Origin of the sequence: Pseudomonas sp. CC120222-01a (assembly GCF_003097235.1) — a bacterium.
Lineage (GTDB): Bacteria > Pseudomonadota > Gammaproteobacteria > Pseudomonadales > Pseudomonadaceae > Aquipseudomonas.
Map to the genome: position 1 here is coordinate 120,574 of NZ_QEQQ01000002.1, position 17,777 is coordinate 138,350.

Annotated in this window: 13 protein-coding genes; 8 read left to right on the top strand and 5 right to left on the bottom strand. The window is 64.9% G+C overall.

The window, feature by feature from the left end:
- The first annotated feature begins 10 nt into the window (after positions 1-10).
- The 6 genes from N430_RS03480 to N430_RS03510 all read left to right on the top strand — a co-directional run bounded on the left by N430_RS03480 (position 11) and on the right by N430_RS03510 (position 7,797).
- Positions 11-2,263, top strand: coding sequence for a heavy metal translocating P-type ATPase (locus tag N430_RS03480; RefSeq protein WP_110632847.1), 2,253 nt, complete (start codon positions 11-13; stop codon positions 2,261-2,263).
- A gap of 9 nt (positions 2,264-2,272) precedes the next feature.
- Complete coding sequence (locus tag N430_RS03485; protein ID WP_110632850.1) at positions 2,273-3,142, top strand: LysR family transcriptional regulator; 870 nt, start codon at positions 2,273-2,275, stop codon at positions 3,140-3,142.
- Positions 3,143-3,384: 242 nt separating this feature from the next.
- Complete coding sequence (locus tag N430_RS03495; protein WP_110632853.1) at positions 3,385-4,443, top strand: putative 2-aminoethylphosphonate ABC transporter ATP-binding protein; 1,059 nt, start codon at positions 3,385-3,387, stop codon at positions 4,441-4,443.
- A gap of 1 nt (position 4,444) precedes the next feature.
- The gene (locus tag N430_RS03500; RefSeq protein ID WP_110632857.1) at positions 4,445-6,169 is read left to right on the top strand and encodes a putative 2-aminoethylphosphonate ABC transporter permease subunit; all 1,725 of its coding nucleotides are present in this window, start codon (positions 4,445-4,447) and stop codon (positions 6,167-6,169) included.
- Positions 6,170-6,199: 30 nt separating this feature from the next.
- On the top strand, positions 6,200-7,225 hold the full coding sequence (locus N430_RS03505; protein ID WP_099814456.1) for a putative 2-aminoethylphosphonate ABC transporter substrate-binding protein: 1,026 nt from the start codon (positions 6,200-6,202) through the stop codon (positions 7,223-7,225).
- A 23-nt stretch (positions 7,226-7,248) separates the two neighbouring features.
- Positions 7,249-7,797, top strand: coding sequence for a phosphonate degradation HD-domain oxygenase (locus N430_RS03510; protein WP_110632860.1), 549 nt, complete (start codon positions 7,249-7,251; stop codon positions 7,795-7,797).
- Positions 7,798-7,899: 102 nt separating this feature from the next.
- On the opposite strand, the gene N430_RS03515 is transcribed toward N430_RS03510, so the two are convergent.
- Together N430_RS03515 and N430_RS03520 are read right to left on the bottom strand one after the other, a co-directional pair.
- Entirely contained in the window at positions 7,900-9,264 is a 1,365-nt protein-coding gene (locus tag N430_RS03515) for a GTPase/DUF3482 domain-containing protein (protein ID WP_110632862.1), read from the bottom strand.
- Positions 9,257-10,648: a DUF2868 domain-containing protein gene (locus tag N430_RS03520; RefSeq protein WP_110632864.1), complete on the bottom strand. Its 1,392-nt coding sequence runs from the start codon at positions 10,646-10,648 to the stop codon at positions 9,257-9,259. The genes N430_RS03515 and N430_RS03520 overlap by 8 nt, the downstream gene beginning before the upstream one ends.
- A gap of 54 nt (positions 10,649-10,702) precedes the next feature.
- Here N430_RS03520 and N430_RS03525 point away from each other — a divergent pair, with 54 nt between their 5' ends.
- Entirely contained in the window at positions 10,703-11,218 is a 516-nt protein-coding gene (locus N430_RS03525) for a dihydrofolate reductase (RefSeq protein WP_110632866.1), read from the top strand.
- Between the two features lie 107 nt (positions 11,219-11,325).
- On the opposite strand, the gene N430_RS03530 is transcribed toward N430_RS03525, so the two are convergent.
- Positions 11,326-12,717 carry an L-cystine transporter gene (locus N430_RS03530; protein WP_110632868.1) on the bottom strand — a complete coding sequence of 464 codons (1,392 nt, stop codon included), beginning with the start codon at positions 12,715-12,717 and terminating at the stop codon, positions 11,326-11,328.
- A gap of 242 nt (positions 12,718-12,959) precedes the next feature.
- On the opposite strand from N430_RS03530, the gene N430_RS03535 reads away from it, so the two are divergent.
- The gene (locus N430_RS03535) at positions 12,960-14,015 is read left to right on the top strand and encodes a haloacid dehalogenase-like hydrolase (protein WP_110632870.1); all 1,056 of its coding nucleotides are present in this window, start codon (positions 12,960-12,962) and stop codon (positions 14,013-14,015) included.
- Positions 14,016-14,189: 174 nt separating this feature from the next.
- On the opposite strand, the gene ilvD is transcribed toward N430_RS03535, so the two are convergent.
- Together ilvD and N430_RS03545 are read right to left on the bottom strand one after the other, a co-directional pair.
- Complete coding sequence (gene ilvD / locus N430_RS03540) at positions 14,190-16,031, bottom strand: dihydroxy-acid dehydratase (protein ID WP_110632873.1); 1,842 nt, start codon at positions 16,029-16,031, stop codon at positions 14,190-14,192.
- 271 nt (positions 16,032-16,302) lie between these two features.
- Complete coding sequence (locus N430_RS03545) at positions 16,303-17,499, bottom strand: class I SAM-dependent rRNA methyltransferase (protein WP_110632876.1); 1,197 nt, start codon at positions 17,497-17,499, stop codon at positions 16,303-16,305.
- Between the last annotated feature and the right edge of the window lie 278 nt (positions 17,500-17,777).

Below are 17,777 nucleotides of genomic sequence, written 5' to 3' on the forward strand. Positions count from 1 at the left end.
GGATGACCCCATGAACCAGCCTGTCAGCCACGAACACAAGCATTCCCACGACCATGCCCATGGCGATGAAGGCCACGTCCATGCCGCTCACGCCCACAGCTGCTGTGGCTCCAGCGCCGCGCCCGCTTTGGTGCAACTGCGCGAGAAGGCCAGCAGCCACGCGCAGCTCAGCCGTTTTCGCATCGACGCCATGGACTGCCCCACCGAGCAGACCCTGATCCAGGACAAGCTGGGCAAGCTGGCGGGCATCGAGCAGCTCGAATTCAACCTGATCAACCGCGTGCTCGGCGTGCGCCATACCTTGAGCGGTACCGACGAGATCGAGCGCGCCATCGACAGCCTCGGTATGAAGGCCGAGCCGCTGGCCGCTGAAGACGACGGCAGCACCGTTGCAGCGCAGCCGCACAAGACTCGCTGGTGGCCGCTGGCCCTGTCGGGTATTGCCGCGATCGCCGCCGAAATCGTGCACTTCGCCAGCCTCGCGCCAGAATGGCTGGTTGCCGCGCTGGCGCTGGCAGCGATCCTCGGCTGCGGCCTGGGCACCTACAAGAAGGGCTGGATCGCCCTGAAGAACCGCAACCTCAACATCAATGCGCTGATGAGCATCGCCGTGACCGGTGCGGTGCTGATTGGCCAGTGGCCGGAAGCGGCCATGGTCATGGTGCTGTTCACCGTCGCCGAGCTGATCGAGGCGCGCTCGCTGGACCGGGCGCGCAATGCCATCGGCGGGCTGATGCAGCTGGCCCCGGACATGGCCACGGTGCAGCACACCGATGGCCAGTGGCGCGAGGTGGAGGTGCGTGAGGTGGCCATCGGTGCCTTGGTACGGGTGCGACCGGGCGAACGCATCGGCCTGGATGGTAAGGTGGTCAGCGGGCAATCCAGCGTCGATCAGGCGCCGATCACCGGCGAAAGCCTGCCTGTAGAAAAGTCAGCGGGCGACAAGCTGTTCGCCGGCACCATCAACCAGGCCGGCGCCCTGGAGTACCGGGTGACGGCGGCCGCAGGGCAGTCGACCCTGGCGCGCATCATCAAGGCCGTCGAAGAAGCACAGGGTGCGCGTGCGCCTACCCAGCGTTTCGTCGACCAGTTCTCGCGCATCTACACCCCGGTGGTATTTGCCGTGGCCTTCGCAGTGGCAGTGATCCCGCCGCTGTTCATGGCCGGCGCCTGGTTCGACTGGGTGTATCGTGCGCTGGTGCTGCTGGTGGTGGCTTGTCCGTGTGCGCTGGTCATCTCCACCCCGGTGACCATCGTCAGTGGCCTGGCGGCCGCAGCGCGCAAGGGCATCCTGATCAAGGGCGGAGTCTACCTGGAAGGTGGGCGCAAGCTGGACTTCCTGGCCCTGGACAAGACCGGCACCATCACCCACGGCAAACCGGTGCAAACCGACGCCAAGGTGCTTGAACCCCTGTTCGAGGGCCGTGCCCAGGCGTTGGCGGCGAGCCTGGCCGACCGTTCCGATCACCCGGTGTCGGGCGCCATCGCCCAGTTCGCCAAGGCGCAGAACCTGCCGCTGAGCGAGGTCAGCGAATTCGCGGCCCTGGCCGGCCGTGGCGTGCGGGGTGATATCGACGGCGACACCTATCACCTGGGCAACCACCGGTTGGTCGAAGAGCTGGGCCTGTGCTCGCCGGAGCTGGAAGCCCAACTGGATACGCTGGAACGCCAGGGCAAGACCGTCGTTCTGCTGCTCGACCGTTCCGGGCCGTTGGCCCTGTTCGCCGTGGCCGATACGGTCAAGGACAGCAGCCGCCAGGCCATCGCCGAACTGCACGCGCTGGGTATCAAGACCGTCATGCTGACCGGCGACAATCCGCACACCGCCCAGGCCATCGCCGCCCAAGTGGGTATCGACCGTGCCGAGGGCAACCTGCTACCCGCCGACAAGCTGCACAGCATCGAGCAGCTTTACGCCGAAGGGCACCGGGTCGGCATGGTCGGTGATGGCATCAACGACGCGCCAGCCCTGGCCCGCGCGGAAATAGGCTTCGCCATGGCGGCGGCCGGTACCGACACGGCGATCGAGACCGCCGACGTAGCGCTGATGGATGACGACTTGCGCAAAATCCCGGCGTTCGTCAGGCTGTCGCGCCAAAGTGCGGCGATCCTGACGCAGAACATCGTTCTGGCGCTGGGCATCAAGGCGATATTCCTGGCGATCACCTTTGCCGGCATGGCCACCATGTGGATGGCAGTGTTCGCCGACATGGGCGTGAGCCTGCTGGTGGTGTTCAACGGTCTGCGCCTGCTGCGCAAATGAGGTCCTGCAATGCTGAGTGCCGAGCTCAAAGCCTTCTACATGGTGGCCCGCCTGGGCAGCATCACCCTGGCGGCGAAGAAGCTCGGGCTCAGCCAGCCGACGGTGACCACGCAGATCCGCAACCTGGAAAGCCATTACGCGGTGGAGCTGTTCTACCGCGGAGGCCGGCGCCTGGTGCTGAGTGAAGAGGGCGTGCGCCTGCTGCCGATGGTCAAGGCGCTGCTGCAGCAGGAGGCCGACATCGAGTTCGAGCTGCGCAACAGCGGCCAGGCCCAGGGCAGCCTGCGCATCGCTGCCACCGCGCCGTATTACATCCTCGACCTGGTGAAGATCTTCCGCGAGCGCCTGCCTCAGGTCGAGGTGATGGTGGAGATCGGCAACTCGCAGCAGGTGCTGGAGATGCTCGAGGACTACCGGGTGGACATCGCCGCATCGTCGCAGCTGCTGGAGGATGCGCGGCTGGTGCGACGGGTGCTGGGCACCGATCCGTTAGTGGTGGCGGTGCACCGTAACCATCCGTTGGCCCATCGCCAGGCAGTCTCCATTGATGTGGTGGCGGGGCATTGCCTGCTGATGCGCGAGAAGGGCTCGACCACGCGCAAGCTGACTGAACAGATGATGCTGGATGCCGGGGTCAAGGCCGGGGCGTTGCTGGAGATCGGCAGCCGCGAGTCGATCCGCGAGGCAGTGCTGCGCAACATTGGCATCAGCGTGATTGCCCGGCACGAGGTGCCGCACAATCCGGAGCTGCGGGTGCTGGCGCTGGAGAATGCGCCGGTGATGCACGAATACCTGTATTGCCTGAAGGAACGGCGCCAGGCCCGGTTGCCGGCTGCCTTCCTTGGCGTGGCGCAGGAAGTGGTGGGTTCACACCTGTAGGAGCGGCCTTGTGTCGCGAAAGGGTTGCGCAGCAGCCCCAGGATTTCTGCATTTAGGTAGATATTGCTGGGGCCGCTCTGCGGCCCTTTCGCGACACAAGGCCGCTCCTACAGGTCATGCACCGGCATGTCGGGCCATTACAAAATCTGCCTATACCACTATCACCGGCTTTTGCCCAAAAGCCACAGAACCTTCGCACAGCCTTCCTAGCATGGCCCTCACTTGTTCGATGAGGCCTTGCCATGAACCACGCCACCCCAGGCGCACAGATGAAAGTGCGCGGTATCCACAAGCGTTTCGGTGCCTTCACGGCGCTCAACGACGTGTCTCTGGACATCGCTGCTGGCGAGCTGGTGTGCCTGCTCGGCCCGTCCGGTTGCGGCAAGACCACCCTGCTGCGCTGCATCGCCGGCCTTGAGCGCCAGGACCGCGGCACGCTGTACATCGGTGAGCGCGACATCTCCGAACTGCCGCCCCAGGCACGGGACTACGGCATTCTGTTCCAGTCCTACGCGCTGTTCCCCAACCTTAGCGTCGAAGCCAACATCGCTTACGGGCTGACCGGTAACAGCCGCGACGAGAGCCGCCAGCGTGTGGCCGAAATGCTCGAACTGGTTGGCCTGTCCGGCAGCGAAAAGAAATACCCCGGCCAGCTGTCCGGCGGCCAGCAGCAGCGTGTGGCCCTGGCCCGTGCGCTGGCGCCATCACCCTCGCTGCTGCTGCTCGACGAACCGATGTCGGCACTGGATGCCCGGGTGCGTGAGCATCTGTGCACCGAGCTGCGCCAGCTGCAGCGTCAGCTGGGCATCACGACGCTGATGGTCACCCACAATCAGGACGAAGCCATGCTCATGGCCGACCGCATTGCGGTGATGAACAATGGTCAGGTCGAGCAATACGCGACCCCGCAGGAAATCTACGACCAGCCGGCCACGCCGTTCGTCGCCGAGTTCGTCGGCCAGGGCAACTGGCTGCCGTTCCAGCGCAGCAGCGACAGCCACGCCCAGGTTGGCGCCATGAGCATGCGCCTGGCGACCAACGCAGGTACCGCCCGCAGTGGCCGGCTGTTCTGCCGCCCGGAGGCAATCACCGTGAACCCGGTGGTGCATGAGGAAAACCTGTTCCCGGCCAAGGTCCGCGAAATCACCTTCCTCGGCAACCGCTGCCGCATGAGCTTCGAACTCAAGGCCCTGCCGGGCCATGCGCTGCTGGCCGAACTGGCGCCGGAAGCCATGCCGCGCCTTGGCTCGCAGGATATCTGGGTGGCCTTGCCACCGCAGAGCCTGCAGGTGTTTGCCTGAGATGGCCGCGCCAATGTCCCTGCCGCTGACCCAGGCCAAGGATGCGCGACGCGGCGACGTCGCCCTGGGTGATCGCCTGTTCGTCATCGGTGGCAAGAGCCTGCTGCTGGTCCTGCTGCTGCTGGCCGTGGTGATGCCGCTGCTGGCCATTTTCTGGAAAGGCTTCAGCGCTGAAGCCGGCCAGGGCGGTGGCCTGCTGGCTGCCCGCGAATTGTTCGCCAGCGAAAACTTCCACTGGTTGCTCGGCAACAGCCTGTCGGTGGCCTTCACCGTGGCGGCGATCGTGGTGCCGCTGGCCTACCTGTTCGCCTATGCCCTGCAGCGTACGCTGATCCCGGCCAAGGGCCTGTGGCGCGGCATTTCGCTGCTGCCGCTGCTGGCGCCGTCGATGCTGCCGGCGATTGCCCTGGTCTACCTGTTCGGCAACCAGGGCCTGCTGCGTAGCCTGATCAGCGACAACATCTACGGCTTCTGGGGCATTGTCCTCGGCGAGGCCATCTACACCTTCCCCCATGCGCTGATGATCCTGCTCTCGGCCCTTTCACTGGCCGACGCCCGGCTGTTTGACGCGGCGTCGAGCATGGGCGCCGGGCCGTGGCGGGCATTCTGCAGCATCACCTGGCCAGCCACGCGGCAGGCGGTGTTCGCCGCGTTCTGCCTGGTGTTCACCCTGACCATCACCGACTTCGGTGTGCCGGTGGTGGTCGGTGGCGACTATCAGGTGCTGGCGCTGGAAGCCTACAAGGCAGTGGTCGGCCAGCAGCAATTCGGCCGTGGCGCGTTGATCGGCATGGTGCTGCTGCTGCCAGCGCTGCTCAGCTTCGGCGTCGATGCATGGCTGCGTCGGCGCCAGGGTGAGGCAATGAGCGGTCGTGCCCAGGTGTTCGAGCCCAAGCCGTCGCGCTGCCGTGATGCCTGCTTCCTGGCCATCGTGCTGCTGGTCTGCGCGGCGCTGCTGGTGGTGATCGGCATGGCGGTGTACTCGTCGCTGGTGACGTTCTGGCCGTACAACCTGACCCTGTCGTTCAAGCACTATATGTTCGACGATACGGCCGGAGGCGGCTGGCTGGCCTACCGCAACAGCGTGACCATGGCCCTGTGCACCGCACTGATCGGCAGCCTGGTGATCTTCACCGGCGCCTATCTGATGGAGAAAACCCAGGGCCAGCGCCTGCTCAACCAGGCCCTGCGCCTGCTCAGCTTCATCCCCATGGCGGTACCCGGGTTGGTACTGGGCCTGGGCTACGTGTTCTTCTTCAACCTCAACGGCAACCCGCTGCACGTGTTCTATGGCGGCATGGCGCTGCTGGTGCTGTGCACCATCGCCCACTACCTGACCACCGCGCAGATGACCGCCGCCACCGCACTGCGCCAACTCGACGGCGAGTTCGAGGCAGCCGCGCTGTCGCTCAAGGCGCCGCTGTACAAGCACTTCGTGCGGGTCACCGTGCCGATCTGCCTGCCGGCGCTGCTGGACATCATCCGCTACCTGTTCGTCTCGGCAATGACCACTGTGTCGGCAGCGATCTTCCTCTACAGCCCCGACACCATCCTCGCCGCCGTCGCCGTGTTGAACATGGACGATGCCGGCAACGTTGGCGGCGCCGCCGCCATGTCGACCCTGATCCTGCTGACCAGCGCCGCTGCTTCCTTGCTGCTGGCTGGTGCTTCCCGCGGCCTGCTGCGCCGCTCCCAGGCCTGGCGCCAACGCGCCCCCGGCCATTGACCGACTGCCCACACTGATAGGAAACGCATCATGTTCAAGCCCCTTGCACTTGCCGCTGCCGTATCCGCCGTCTTCAGCCTGCAGGCTTCGGCCGCAGCCACTCAGTTGACCGTCTACACCGCCCTGGAAGCCGAGCAGCTCAAGAGCTACAAGCAGGCCTTCGAAAAGGCCAACCCGGACATCGAAATCAAATGGGTGCGTGACTCCACCGGCATCATCACCGCCAAGCTGCTGGCCGAGAAAGACCGCCCGCAAGCCGACGCGGTCTGGGGCCTGGCCGCTTCCAGCCTGGCCATCCTCGACCAGAACGGCATGCTCGAAGCCTACGCGCCGAAAGACCTGGGCAAGATCTCCGCCAACTACCGCGATGCGGCCAACCCGCCAGCCTGGGTCGGCATGGACGTGTGGGCCGCGACTATCTGCTTCAATACCGTCGAAGCCGAGAAGCAGGGCCTGAGCAAACCGGTGAGCTGGCAGGACCTGACCAAGCCTGAATACAAAGGCAAGATCGTCATGCCTAACCCGGCTTCGTCCGGCACCGGCTTCCTCGACGTCAGTGCCTGGCTGCAGACCTTCGGCGAGCCGCAGGGTTGGGCCTACATGGACGCCCTGCACCAGAACATCGGCCAGTACGTGCACTCCGGCTCCAAGCCGTGCAAGCTGGCGGCGGCGGGCGAGTTCCCGATCGGTATCTCGTTCGAGTACCCGGCCGTGCAGCTCAAGCGCCAGGGCGCGCCGCTGGATATCGTGCTGCCGAAGGAAGGCCTGGGCTGGGAGATCGAGGCGACCGCCGTGATCAAGGGCTCGCCGAAGGCTGACGCAGCCAAGCGCCTGGCTGATTTCTCGGCAAGCCCTGCCGCCATGGAGCTGTACAAGGACAACTTTGCCGTACTGGCCGCGCCAGGCATTGCCAAGCCGCAGACCGAGCTGCCAGCCGACTATGAACAGCGCCTGATCAAGAACGACTTTGCCTGGGCCTCGAAGAACCGCGACGAGATCCTCACTGAATGGCGCAAGCGCTATGACGGCAAGTCGGAGAAAGTGGCGCAACAATAAGAAAAAGCCCAGGAGTGAAGCCAATGCTTACGCCAGCCCAGACCATCGACAAGCTGTTCAACTTGTATGAGCAGCATGGCAGCGACGACTACATCGGCGAAGCCATCAACCAGCTCGAACACATGTCCCAGGCTGCGCAGCTGGCCATGGCTGAAGGCTACGACGATGAAGTGGTGCTGGCGGCGTTCTTCCACGACATTGGCCACCTGTGCGGCGGCGACGCAAGCATGGGGGGCTATGGCGTGGTCAGCCATGAGCGCATCGGTGCCGAGTACCTGCGCCGTTGTGGCTTTGGCGAGCGGATGGCGCGGCTGGTGCAGTATCACGTGGAGGCCAAGCGTTACCTGACCTTGCGCCAGCCGGGGTATTACGACCGGTTGAGCGAGGCGAGCCGGCGGACGCTGGAATATCAAGGTGGGGTCATGAGCGCTGATGAGGCAGATGCCTTCGAGCGCGATCCGCTGTTCGAGGTCAGTTTGCGGATGCGCGAGTGGGACGAGATGGCCAAGGAGGTCGGGGTGCCGGTGATGGATCTGGTGGTGCTGAAGGACAAGGCATTGGCCTTGCTTTGAGGATTGCCTGTACCGGCCTCTTCGCGGGCACGCCCGCTCCCACAGGGACCACACAATACCTGTGGGAGCGGGCGTGCCCGCGAAGGGGCCGGACCTGCTGAATCAGATCTGTGAAACCAATGCCTCCAGCTGTTCCTGCCGCTCAGCCTGATTGAGCTTCGCCCCAGGGTTGAGCGTCGACCATTGCGGATGCGCCCGCGCCTTGCTCAAGGCCTCCGGCAGCTTCCCCTCACGCCAGGCCTTCTCATCCAGTTCGCCCAGCCGGATGCTGTCCTGGGCCGCATGTCCGCGGCCATCCAGTGCCACCATCAACTGCTGCTGACGCAACGCCAGCAGCCGCAGCACCGTGTCATCCACCGTCAGCTCGCGCTGGCCCTTCAGCTTGCCCATGAGCCGCGACCCATAGTTGCGCGCCGTCTGCAGCGCGCCACCGGCAATGGCCCCCGCCAGCGCGGCAGCGCCGAGGGTCAGGCCGCCAACCAGCAAATCGACCCCGGCACCGGCGGCAGCCCCGGCCGCCACGCCGCTGCCCAGGCGCACACCCAGCAGTTTCAGGGTTTCGGGATTGAACAGGTCATCGCCCCAACGCCCATCCAGCAACGGCAAATCACCGGCATTGGCATCCTCACGGCGGAAGGCATACAGCTTGAGCAGCGCCTCCACGCAACGCTGCTCACGCTGGCGCACATCCTGGCGTAAGGCCTCGATAGCCCTGGCTTCAGCTGCCGGCTCGGCCTCGACGCTGCGCCGGCAGGCGGCACAGTCGAGCAGCAGTTCGGCGATCAGCCGCTTGCCGCTGTGTTGACGCGCCAGGCGCTGGGCCTGCTGGTCATCGATCAACCGTTGCAGGGCCGGCCGGGCGTCCTCCAGCAGCAGTGCGAGGCTCTCGTACAGGCGGCGTTCACCATCCTTTGGCGGCGCTACGCTATCGAACCGCACCAATGCATGAAGCCCAAGCCGGGCAAGGGCTTCACGCCATTCCGGCTCGCGGTGCTGGCTGCTGGCGACGAAGTTGAGCACCGGCAGCAGCGGCTTGCCACAACTGGCCAGCACTTCCAGTTCGTCGCGGTACTTGGCCAGCACCGGCTCGCGGGCGTCGATCACATACAGGCCGGCATTGCTCGCCAGCAGCTGGCGCAGCACCTTGGCTTCCTGCTCGAAGCGCTGGCGTGCCTCGCTGCCCTGCAGGAAGCGTTCGAGGCGGGCCGGGCCGTCCAGGCGTTCGCCGGGGCGTTCCAGGCGTTCGAGGTAGTCGAGCAGGGCGATGGCGTCTTCCAGGCCGGGGGTGTCGTAGAGCTCGAGCAGCGGTTCGCCGTCCACCGACAGCCGCGCACCCTCGACATGGCGGGTGGTGCTGGGGCGGTGCGAGACCTCGCCGAAGCCGACGTCGCGGGTGAGCGTGCGCAGCAGCGAAGTCTTGCCGACGTTGGTGTGGCCGACCACGGCCAGTTTCAGCGGCTCAGTCATGGCCATGCTCCAGCCAGGTCAGGGGCGAAGTGTCGGCATGGGGCAGGCCGAGGCGGTCGAGGGCGTCGTGCCAGTCGCCCAGGCGTTCGGCGTCGAGGGCCTGGCCGGGGGCAGCCTGAAGCAACCAGATGCGGGTGGCGCCAGCATTGCGTGCCAGCTCCGCGAGCAGCGCCAGGCTGCCACGGTCGGGTGAGCGGCGTGGGTCGCAGGCGATGGCCAGGCGCGCCGGTGGGAAACGGCTGAGCTGTTCGAGCAGCTTGTTGCGTGATTCGCGGCTGTCGAGCACACCGGCGTCGGTTACCGCCTTGGGCAGGGCGGGCGGCCAGGGGCGTTGGTCGTCGAGTTCCAGGCCTACCAGCAAGGCGCCGCTGCTGCCGCTTTCCAGCTGGCCGGCCTGAAACTGCGGGAGTGCATCGGGAGCGGCGTCCTGCACACCGATGCGTTCGCTTCGCGGCATCAGTGCATCGCGCAATTGCGCGTAGCCGGGCAGGCTGAGGTCCAGCGCCAGCTGGGCACGGCCCTGGCGCCAGCGCCACAGGCACAGCCCGGCCAGCAGCAAGCGCGGCAGCAGGCCGTACACCAGCACCACGCCGAGCAGCCAGCTGGCCCAGGCCTGACGGGCGGCATCCAGGGCGGGAAAGGTATCGCCACTGGCGCGTATCATCGCTTCGTCCGGCACGGCGAAACCGAGCAGCGAAGGCAGGGCGCCGAGGGCCTGGGTCAAGTGAATGAACGGGTCGGCGGCCAGCAGGGTGGTTTCCCAGACGAAGCCGTAACGGCGGGTTGCCAGCAACGTCAGCAGCATGCTCAGGGCGGCGACCATCGCCAGCAGCCACAGGCCGTGCACCAGCACGCCGAGCAGCCAGCGATTCAGCCGTTGGCGTTGCAGCAGCACCAGCAGTGCCGGCGCCAGGTGCGCGGCCTTGGCGTCGCGGGCGAAGCGCTCACTTAGCCACAACCACAGGCGGCCGAGGCTGGCGCCGTGCTCGCCGCTCAAGGCGAAACCCACGGCCCAGCCCAGCAACAGCAGCAGATTCAGCCCGAGCAGACTGCCCAGGGCCCAGAACACATTGACCGGGCGCTGTCCGTCGCCCAGGGCGGCGAGAGCCAGGCCTGCGCCGCTGAAAACGGCCAGCAGCATCAAGGCCAGCAACGCCAGGCGTGCGCCCTGTTTCCAGTGGCGCAAGGCTGCGGTCATGCCGTCGCGTTCGGCGAGGAACAGCGCGCGGGTTTCGATGCGCGCTGCCAGGTCGCCGCCCTGCTGGCGGGCATGGCGGTTGGCCTCCTGATCGTCCAGGAGACCGGCGTGTTCCTCGCGCAGGCGTACCGCTTCGGTGAGCCAGCGCTTGTCCAGTGGAGTCGGTGCAGTCACAAGGTCTTCCATTGCGTGGTTCAGGGCAGAAGCATAACCCACACGCCCGGTGCTATCCTCGCTGGCATGAATACATCACTCCCCCTCAGCCTGATCGCGGCTCACGCCGAGAACCGCGTGATCGGCATCGACAACTCCATGCCCTGGCACCTGCCGGGGGACTTCAAGTACTTCAAGGCCACCACCCTGGGCAAGCCGATCATCATGGGGCGCAAGACCTGGGACTCACTGGGCCGGCCGTTGCCTGGGCGGCTGAATATCGTGGTCAGCCGGCAGGCGGGCCTGGAACTGGCCGGGGCCGAGGTGTTTGCCTCGCTGGAGGCCGCGGTGGTGCGGGCCGAGCAGTGGGCGCGCGAGCAGGGCGTTGGCGAGCTGATGCTGATTGGCGGGGCGCAGCTGTATGGGCAGGCGTTGGAGAAGGGGCTGGTGAGCCGGATGTACCTGACGCGGGTGGAACTGGCGCCGGAGGGGGATGCGTGGTTCCCTGAGTTCGACGAGGGCCAGTGGAAGCTGATGTCGAGCGAGGCTCAGGCTGAAGAAGGCAAGCCGGCTTACCACTTCGAGGTTTGGGACAAGGTTTGAGATTGCTGGGGCTGCTTTGCAGCCCTTCGCGGGCACGCCCGCTCCCACTGGACCGATGTGGGAGCGGGCGTGCCCGCGAAGGGGCGCAAAGCGCCCCCGGCGATTTATCAGGAGTGGCTCAGCTCGGCATGCTCATCGCCGGCCAGCACGTCCTTGTCGGTCTCTTTCAGCAGCTGGCTAGTCACTACGCCCGCAGTCATCGACCCATTCACGTTCAAGGCCGTGCGGCCCATGTCGATCAGCGGCTCCACCGAAATCAGCAGTGCCACCAGTTCGACCGGCAAGCCCATGGCCGGCAGCACGATCAGCGCGGCAAACGTCGCTCCGCCACCAACGCCAGCGACACCCGCGGAGCTCAGCGTCACGATCGCCACCAGGGTCGCGATCCACAGCGGGTCGAAGGTATCGATGCCCACCGCAGGTGCCACCATCACTGCCAACATGGCTGGATAGAGGCCCGCGCAGCCGTTCTGGCCAATGGTGGTGCCGAACGATGCACTGAAGCTGGCAATCGACTGCGGCACACCCAGGCGGCGCGTCTGCGCTTCGATGTTCAGCGGGATGCTGGCAGCGCTGGAACGGCTGGTGAAGGCAAAGGTCAGCACCGGCCAGACTTTGCGGAAGAAGCGCAGCGGGCTCACGCCAGTGGCGGCGAGGATAATGCCGTGGACCACGAACATCAGCGCCAGGCCCAGGTACGACACCACCACGAAGCTGCCCAGCTTGAGGATGTCTTCCATGTTCGAGCTGGCCACCACCTTGGTCATCAGCGCCAGTACGCCGTAAGGGGTGAGCTTCATCACCACGCGTACCAGGCGCATCACCCAGGCCTGCAGGGTATCGATGGCCGACAGGGCGCGCGCGCCCTTCTCGGCGTCGTCCTTGATCAGCTGCAGCGCGGCCAGGCCGACGAACACGGCGAAGATCACTACGCTGATGATCGAGGTCGGCTTGGCCCGGGCCAAGTCGCCGACCGGGTTGCTCGGGATGAACGAAAGCAGCAGTTGCGGGATATTCAGGTCGGCGACCTTGCCCACGTAGTCGCTGTGGATAACCTGCATGCGCGCGCTTTCCTGGGCGCCGGCCACCAGGCCTTCGGCGCTCAGGCCGAACAGGTTGGTCAGGACAATACCGATCAGTGCGGCAATGGCGGTGGTCAGCAGCAGCGTGCCGATGCTCAGCACGCTGATGCGGCCGAGCGATGACGCGTTGTGCAGGCGGGCCACGGCGCTGAGGATCGAGGCGAAGATCAGCGGCATGACGATCATCTGCAGCAGGCCGACGTAGCCGTTGCCGACCAGGTCCAGCCAGCTGATGGTGGCCTTGAGTACCGGGTGGCCGGCGCCATAAATGGTGTGCAGGGCCAGGCCGAATGCGACGCCCAGCGCCAGGCCCAGCAGGACCTTCTTGGCCAGGCTCCAATCGGTGCGGCTGGTTTGCGCCAGGCCTAGCAGCAGGGCCAGGAACGCCAGCAGGTTGAGGGACAACGGCAGGTTCATTGAAGCTCCAGGAAAAAGCAGAAGAGGCATCGCCTCTGGTGAGCGATTGCGAACGGAAATGCTAACAGCCTGAAAACAAACGAATTTATACCCAAAAGTAATTTGCTTAGTCGTTTATGGAATAACAGGTTGTCGCGGATAGCAATGCACACGGCGTTTACAGTTTTGTGAAGGTCGTTGTGAGGGGCCGGAATCGGCGAATGTTGCACTAGTTTTTCCGGGTCATTTCAGGAGATTCGCACATGAAGTTCGCTCCGAAAGCCCTCGCCCTGGGTTTGTCCCTGCTGTTCAGTGTCGAAAGCTTCGCCACCGAGCTCAAGCACTGGCCCACCGATGCAGCCAAGCAGCTCGACGCCATGATTGCCGCCAATGCCCACAAAGGTAACTACGCGGTCTTCGACATGGACAACACCAGCTACCGCTACGACCTCGAAGAAGCGCTGCTGCCGTTCATGGAAAACAAAGGCCTGCTGACCCGCGACAAGCTCGACCCGTCGCTCAAGCTGATCCCGTTCAAGGACACCGCCGAGCACAAGGAAAGCCTGTTCAGTTACTACTACCGCCTCTGCGAGATCGACGACATGGTCTGCTACCCGTGGGTGGCGCAGGTGTTTGCCGGCTTCACCCTCAAGGAACTCAAGGCTCAGGTCGATGAGCTGATGGCCTCGGGCAAGCCGATCCCCAGCACCTATTTTGAAGGCGATCAGGTCAAGGCCATCGAGGTGCAGCCGCCAAAGGTCTTCACCGGCCAGGCCGAGCTGTACAACAAGCTGATGGAGAATGGCATCGAGGTCTATGTGATTTCGGCGGCGTCCGAAGAGCTGGTGCGCATGGTCGCTTCTGATCCGAAGTACGGCTACAACGTCAAACCGCAGAACGTGATTGGCGTCAGCCTGTTGCTCAAGGATCGCGCCAATGGCCAGCTGACCACGGCGCGCAAGCAGATCAGCGCCGGGCAGTATGACGCCAAGGCCAATGAAGGGCTGGAGCTGACGCCTTACCTGTGGACCCCGGCCACCTGGATGGCCGGCAAGCAGGCGGCGATCCTGACCTACATCGATGAATGGAAGAAACCGGTTCTGGTGGGGGGTGACACGCCAACCAGCGATGGTTACATGCAGTTCCATGGCGTGGATGTGAACAAGGGCGGCATCCACCTGTGGATAAACCGCAAGGCCAAGTACATGGACCAGTTGAACAGGATGATTGCGAAGAACGCGGCGGCGCAGGCGAAGGAAGGGTTGCCGGTGACGGCGGACAAGAACTGGGTGATCGTGACGCCGGAGCAGATTCAGTAAGCCTTGTATTGCCTGCACTGGCCCTTTCGCGGGTGAACCCGCTCCCACAGGATATGCGCAGACTTCAGCAGCGGCGCATGACCTGTGGGAGCGGGCTTGCCCGCGAAAGGGCCGGTACAGGCATAAAAAAACCGGCGCTCAAAGCGCCGGTTTCTTTTTCACGCGGTCAGAACCTCACAGCCCTTCCAGCATCGCCTTGTTACGCACAGCACCCTTGTCGGCACTGGTCGCCAGCAGGGCGTAGGCCTTCAGCGCGGTGGTCACCTTGCGTGGGCGGACTTCAGCCGGTTTCCAGCCCTTCTTGTCCTGCTCGATACGACGGTGAGCCAGCTCTTCGTCACTGACCAGCAGGTTGATCGAACGGTTAGGGATGTCGATCAGCACCTTGTCGCCGTCGCGCACCAGACCGATGGCGCCGCCAGCAGCAGCTTCCGGCGAGGCGTGGCCGATCGACAGGCCCGAGGTACCGCCCGAGAAGCGGCCGTCGGTGAGCAGGGCGCAGGCCTTGCCCAGGCCCTTGGACTTCAGGTACGAGGTCGGGTAGAGCATCTCTTGCATGCCCGGGCCGCCTTTCGGACCTTCGTAACGGATGATCACGATGTCGCCGGCCTTCACTTCGTCGGCGAGGATGCCGCGCACGGCGCTGTCCTGGCTTTCGAAGATCTTCGCGGTGCCTTCGAACACGTGGATCGACTCGTCGACGCCGGCGGTTTTCACCACGCAGCCGTCCAGGGCGATGTTGCCGTACAGCACGGCCAGGCCGCCCTCTTGCGAGTAGGCGTGCTCGAAGCTGCGGATGCAGCCGTTTTCACGGTCGTCGTCGAGGGTTTCCCAGCGGGTCGACTGGCTGAACGCGGTCTGGGTCGGGATGCCGGCCGGGCCTGCCTTGAAGAAGGTGTGCACGGCTTCGTCATCGGTCTGGGTGATGTCCCACTTGGCGATGGCTTCTTCCATGCTGCGGCTGTGCACGGTCGGCAGGTCGGTGTGCAGCAGGCCGCCACGGGCGAGCGATCCGAGGATGCTGAAGATGCCGCCGGCGCGGTGCACGTCTTCCATGTGGTACTTCTGGATGTTCGGCGCCACCTTGCACAGCTGCGGCACCTTGCGCGACAGGCGATCGATGTCGCGCAGGTCGAAATCGACTTCACCCTCCTGGGCTGCAGCCAGCAGGTGCAGGATGGTGTTGGTCGAACCGCCCATGGCGATGTCGAGCATCATGGCGTTCTCGAACGCCTTGAAGTTGGCGATGCTGCGCGGCAGCACCGACTCGTCGTTTTCCTGGTAGTAGCGCTTGCACAGCTCGACGATGGTGCGGCCGGCGGTGAGGAACAGCTGCTCGCGGTCGGCGTGGGTGGCCAGGGTCGAACCGTTGCCCGGCAGGGCCAGGCCCAGGGCTTCGGTCAGGCAGTTCATCGAGTTGGCGGTGAACATGCCGGAGCACGAACCGCAGGTCGGGCAGGCGCTGCGCTCGTACTCGGCGACTTTTTCGTCACTCGCGGTGGAGTCAGCGGCGATGACCATGGCGTCGACCAGGTCCAGGCCGTGGCTGGCCAGCTTGGTCTTGCCGGCTTCCATCGGGCCGCCGGAAACGAAGATCACCGGGATGTTCAGGCGCAGGGCGGCCATCAGCATGCCGGGGGTGATCTTGTCGCAGTTGGAGATGCAGACGATGGCGTCGGCGCAGTGGGCGTTGACCATGTACTCGACGGCGTCGGCGATGATCTCGCGGCTCGGCAGCGAGTACAGCATGCCGTCATGGCCCATGGCGATGCCGTCATCGACGGCGATGGTGTTGAATTCCTTGGCCACGCCACCGGCGCGTTCGATCTCGCGGGCGACCAGCTGGCCCAGGTCCTTCAGGTGCACGTGGCCCGGGACGAACTGGGTGAACGAGTTGGCGATGGCGATGATCGGTTTCTTGAAGTCTTCGTCCTTCATCCCGGTGGCGCGCCACAGGGCGCGGGCGCCGGCCATGTTGCGGCCTTGGGTGGAAGTCTTGGAACGATAATCAGGCATGAAACACTCCTGGCGGCTTAATCAGGTCACAAAAAGGGGAGTGAGCTTCTCTTGTCCTTTGTACCGCAGGCCGGTTGCCACTGGCACGGATGGGGCCGAAGACCGCGCGGGATCGCCGCGTGCTTGGCCAGAGCTCATAAACCCGCCGGGGATGACTGGCGATGAATAGGCCGATTCTACACCGCTGGCGCGGCGAGGGAATGCAGATGTGGATAGCTGGCGGGGAGATTGCAGCAGGAAAGGGCCGCCAGGCGGCCCTTTTTGGCAGATATCAGCTGTTTGGCAGCAAGCGGCAGGTGATGCTCTTGATGTAGCGGGTTTCGGCGATGGCCGGGTGCACCGGGTGGTCCGGGCCCTGGCCGCCGCGCTCGAGCAGCTGCAGGTTGCGGTCCAGGTGGCGGGCGCTGGTCAGCAGGATGTTGTGCAGGTCGTCCTCGGGCAGGTGCATCGAGCACGAGGCGCTGACCAGGATGCCGTCCTTGCTCAGCATGCGCATGGCCTGTTCGTTCAGGCGGCGGTAAGCCGCTTCACCGTTTTTCAGGTCCTTCTTGCGCTTGATGAAGGCGGGTGGGTCGGCAATGATCACGTCGAAGCGCTCTTCGGCGGCCTTCAGCTCGCGCAGGGCCTCGAACACGTCGCCTTCGATGCAGGTCAGCTTCTCGCTGATGCCGTTCAGCGCAGCGTTACGCTCGACACCATCCAGGGCAAAGCCCGAGGCATCCACGCAGAACACTTCGCTGGCGCCGAACGCACCGGCCTGTACGCCCCAGCCACCGATGTAGCTGAACAGGTCGAGCACGCGCTTGCCTTTGACATAGGGGGCCAGGCGCGCGCGGTTCATGCGGTGGTCGTAGAACCAGCCGGTCTTCTGGCCTTCGCGTACCGGGGCTTCGAACTTGACGCCGTTCTCTTCCAGCGGCACCCAGTCCGGCACTTCGCCGTAGACGGTTTCGACGTAGCGCTGCAGGCCTTCGGCGTCGCGGGCGGCGGAGTCATTCTTGAACAGGATGCCGCTAGGCTTGAGTACCTGGATCAGAGCGGCGATCACGTCATCCTTGTGCGCTTCCATGGTGGCCGAGGCCAGCTGCACCACGAGGATGTCGTAGAAACGATCGACCACCAGGCCCGGCAGCAGGTCGGAATCGCCGTACACCAGGCGGTAGCACGGCTGGTCGAACAGGCGCTCGCGCAGGGACAGGGCGACGTTCAGGCGGTGCACCAGTAACGACTTGTCCAGCGGCAGCTTGATGTCACGCGACAGCAGGCGGGCGCAGATCAGGTTGTTCGGGCTCAGCGCGACGATGCCCAGCGGCTTGCCGTTGGCCGCTTCGAGCACTGCCTGCTGGCCTGCCTGGAAGCCTTGCAGCGGGGTCGCGGAGACGTCGACTTCGTTGCTGTAGACCCACAGGTGGCCGGCGCGCAGGCGGCGGTCGGCATTGGCTTTGAGGCGAAGGCTGGGCAGGGACATGACGTCGCTCCGGGAAAAAAGAGCGGGATTATAGCCTGTTGCCTGCCTGCGCGTCCCTTGTAGGAGCGGCCTTGTGTCGCGAAAGGGGCGCGTAGCGGCCCCAGGTTTTCAGCTTCGCAGCAGAAATTGCCGGGGCCGCTTTGCGGCCCTTTCGCGACGCAAGGCCGCTCCCACAGTGATTCAGTGGTTGGTCGCCTGGCGCGTAAGGGGGGTAGAATCCCACGGTCCTTCACGAGTGTGCACGTATGTCCCAAGAACTCAGCGCCGAACAGATCCAG

Bases quoted from the DNA above. Each gene is read 5' to 3' on its own strand.
- N430_RS03480 (WP_110632847.1), top strand. From the start codon at position 11: ATGAACCAGCCTGTCAGCCACGAACACAAGCATTCCCACGACCATGCC.
- N430_RS03515 (WP_110632862.1), bottom strand. From the start codon at position 9,264: ATGACTGAGCCGCTGAAACTGGCCGTGGTCGGCCACACCAACGTCGGC.
- ilvD (WP_110632873.1), bottom strand. From the start codon at position 16,031: ATGCCTGATTATCGTTCCAAGACTTCCACCCAAGGCCGCAACATGGCC.
- N430_RS03525 (WP_110632866.1), top strand. From the start codon at position 10,703: ATGAATACATCACTCCCCCTCAGCCTGATCGCGGCTCACGCCGAGAAC.
- N430_RS03535 (WP_110632870.1), top strand. From the start codon at position 12,960: ATGAAGTTCGCTCCGAAAGCCCTCGCCCTGGGTTTGTCCCTGCTGTTC.
- N430_RS03530 (WP_110632868.1), bottom strand. From the start codon at position 12,717: ATGAACCTGCCGTTGTCCCTCAACCTGCTGGCGTTCCTGGCCCTGCTG.
- N430_RS03510 (WP_110632860.1), top strand. From the start codon at position 7,249: ATGCTTACGCCAGCCCAGACCATCGACAAGCTGTTCAACTTGTATGAG.
- N430_RS03500 (WP_110632857.1), top strand. From the start codon at position 4,445: ATGGCCGCGCCAATGTCCCTGCCGCTGACCCAGGCCAAGGATGCGCGA.
- N430_RS03505 (WP_099814456.1), top strand. From the start codon at position 6,200: ATGTTCAAGCCCCTTGCACTTGCCGCTGCCGTATCCGCCGTCTTCAGC.
- N430_RS03545 (WP_110632876.1), bottom strand. From the start codon at position 17,499: ATGTCCCTGCCCAGCCTTCGCCTCAAAGCCAATGCCGACCGCCGCCTG.
- N430_RS03485 (WP_110632850.1), top strand. From the start codon at position 2,273: ATGCTGAGTGCCGAGCTCAAAGCCTTCTACATGGTGGCCCGCCTGGGC.
- N430_RS03495 (WP_110632853.1), top strand. From the start codon at position 3,385: ATGAACCACGCCACCCCAGGCGCACAGATGAAAGTGCGCGGTATCCAC.
- N430_RS03520 (WP_110632864.1), bottom strand. From the start codon at position 10,648: ATGGAAGACCTTGTGACTGCACCGACTCCACTGGACAAGCGCTGGCTC.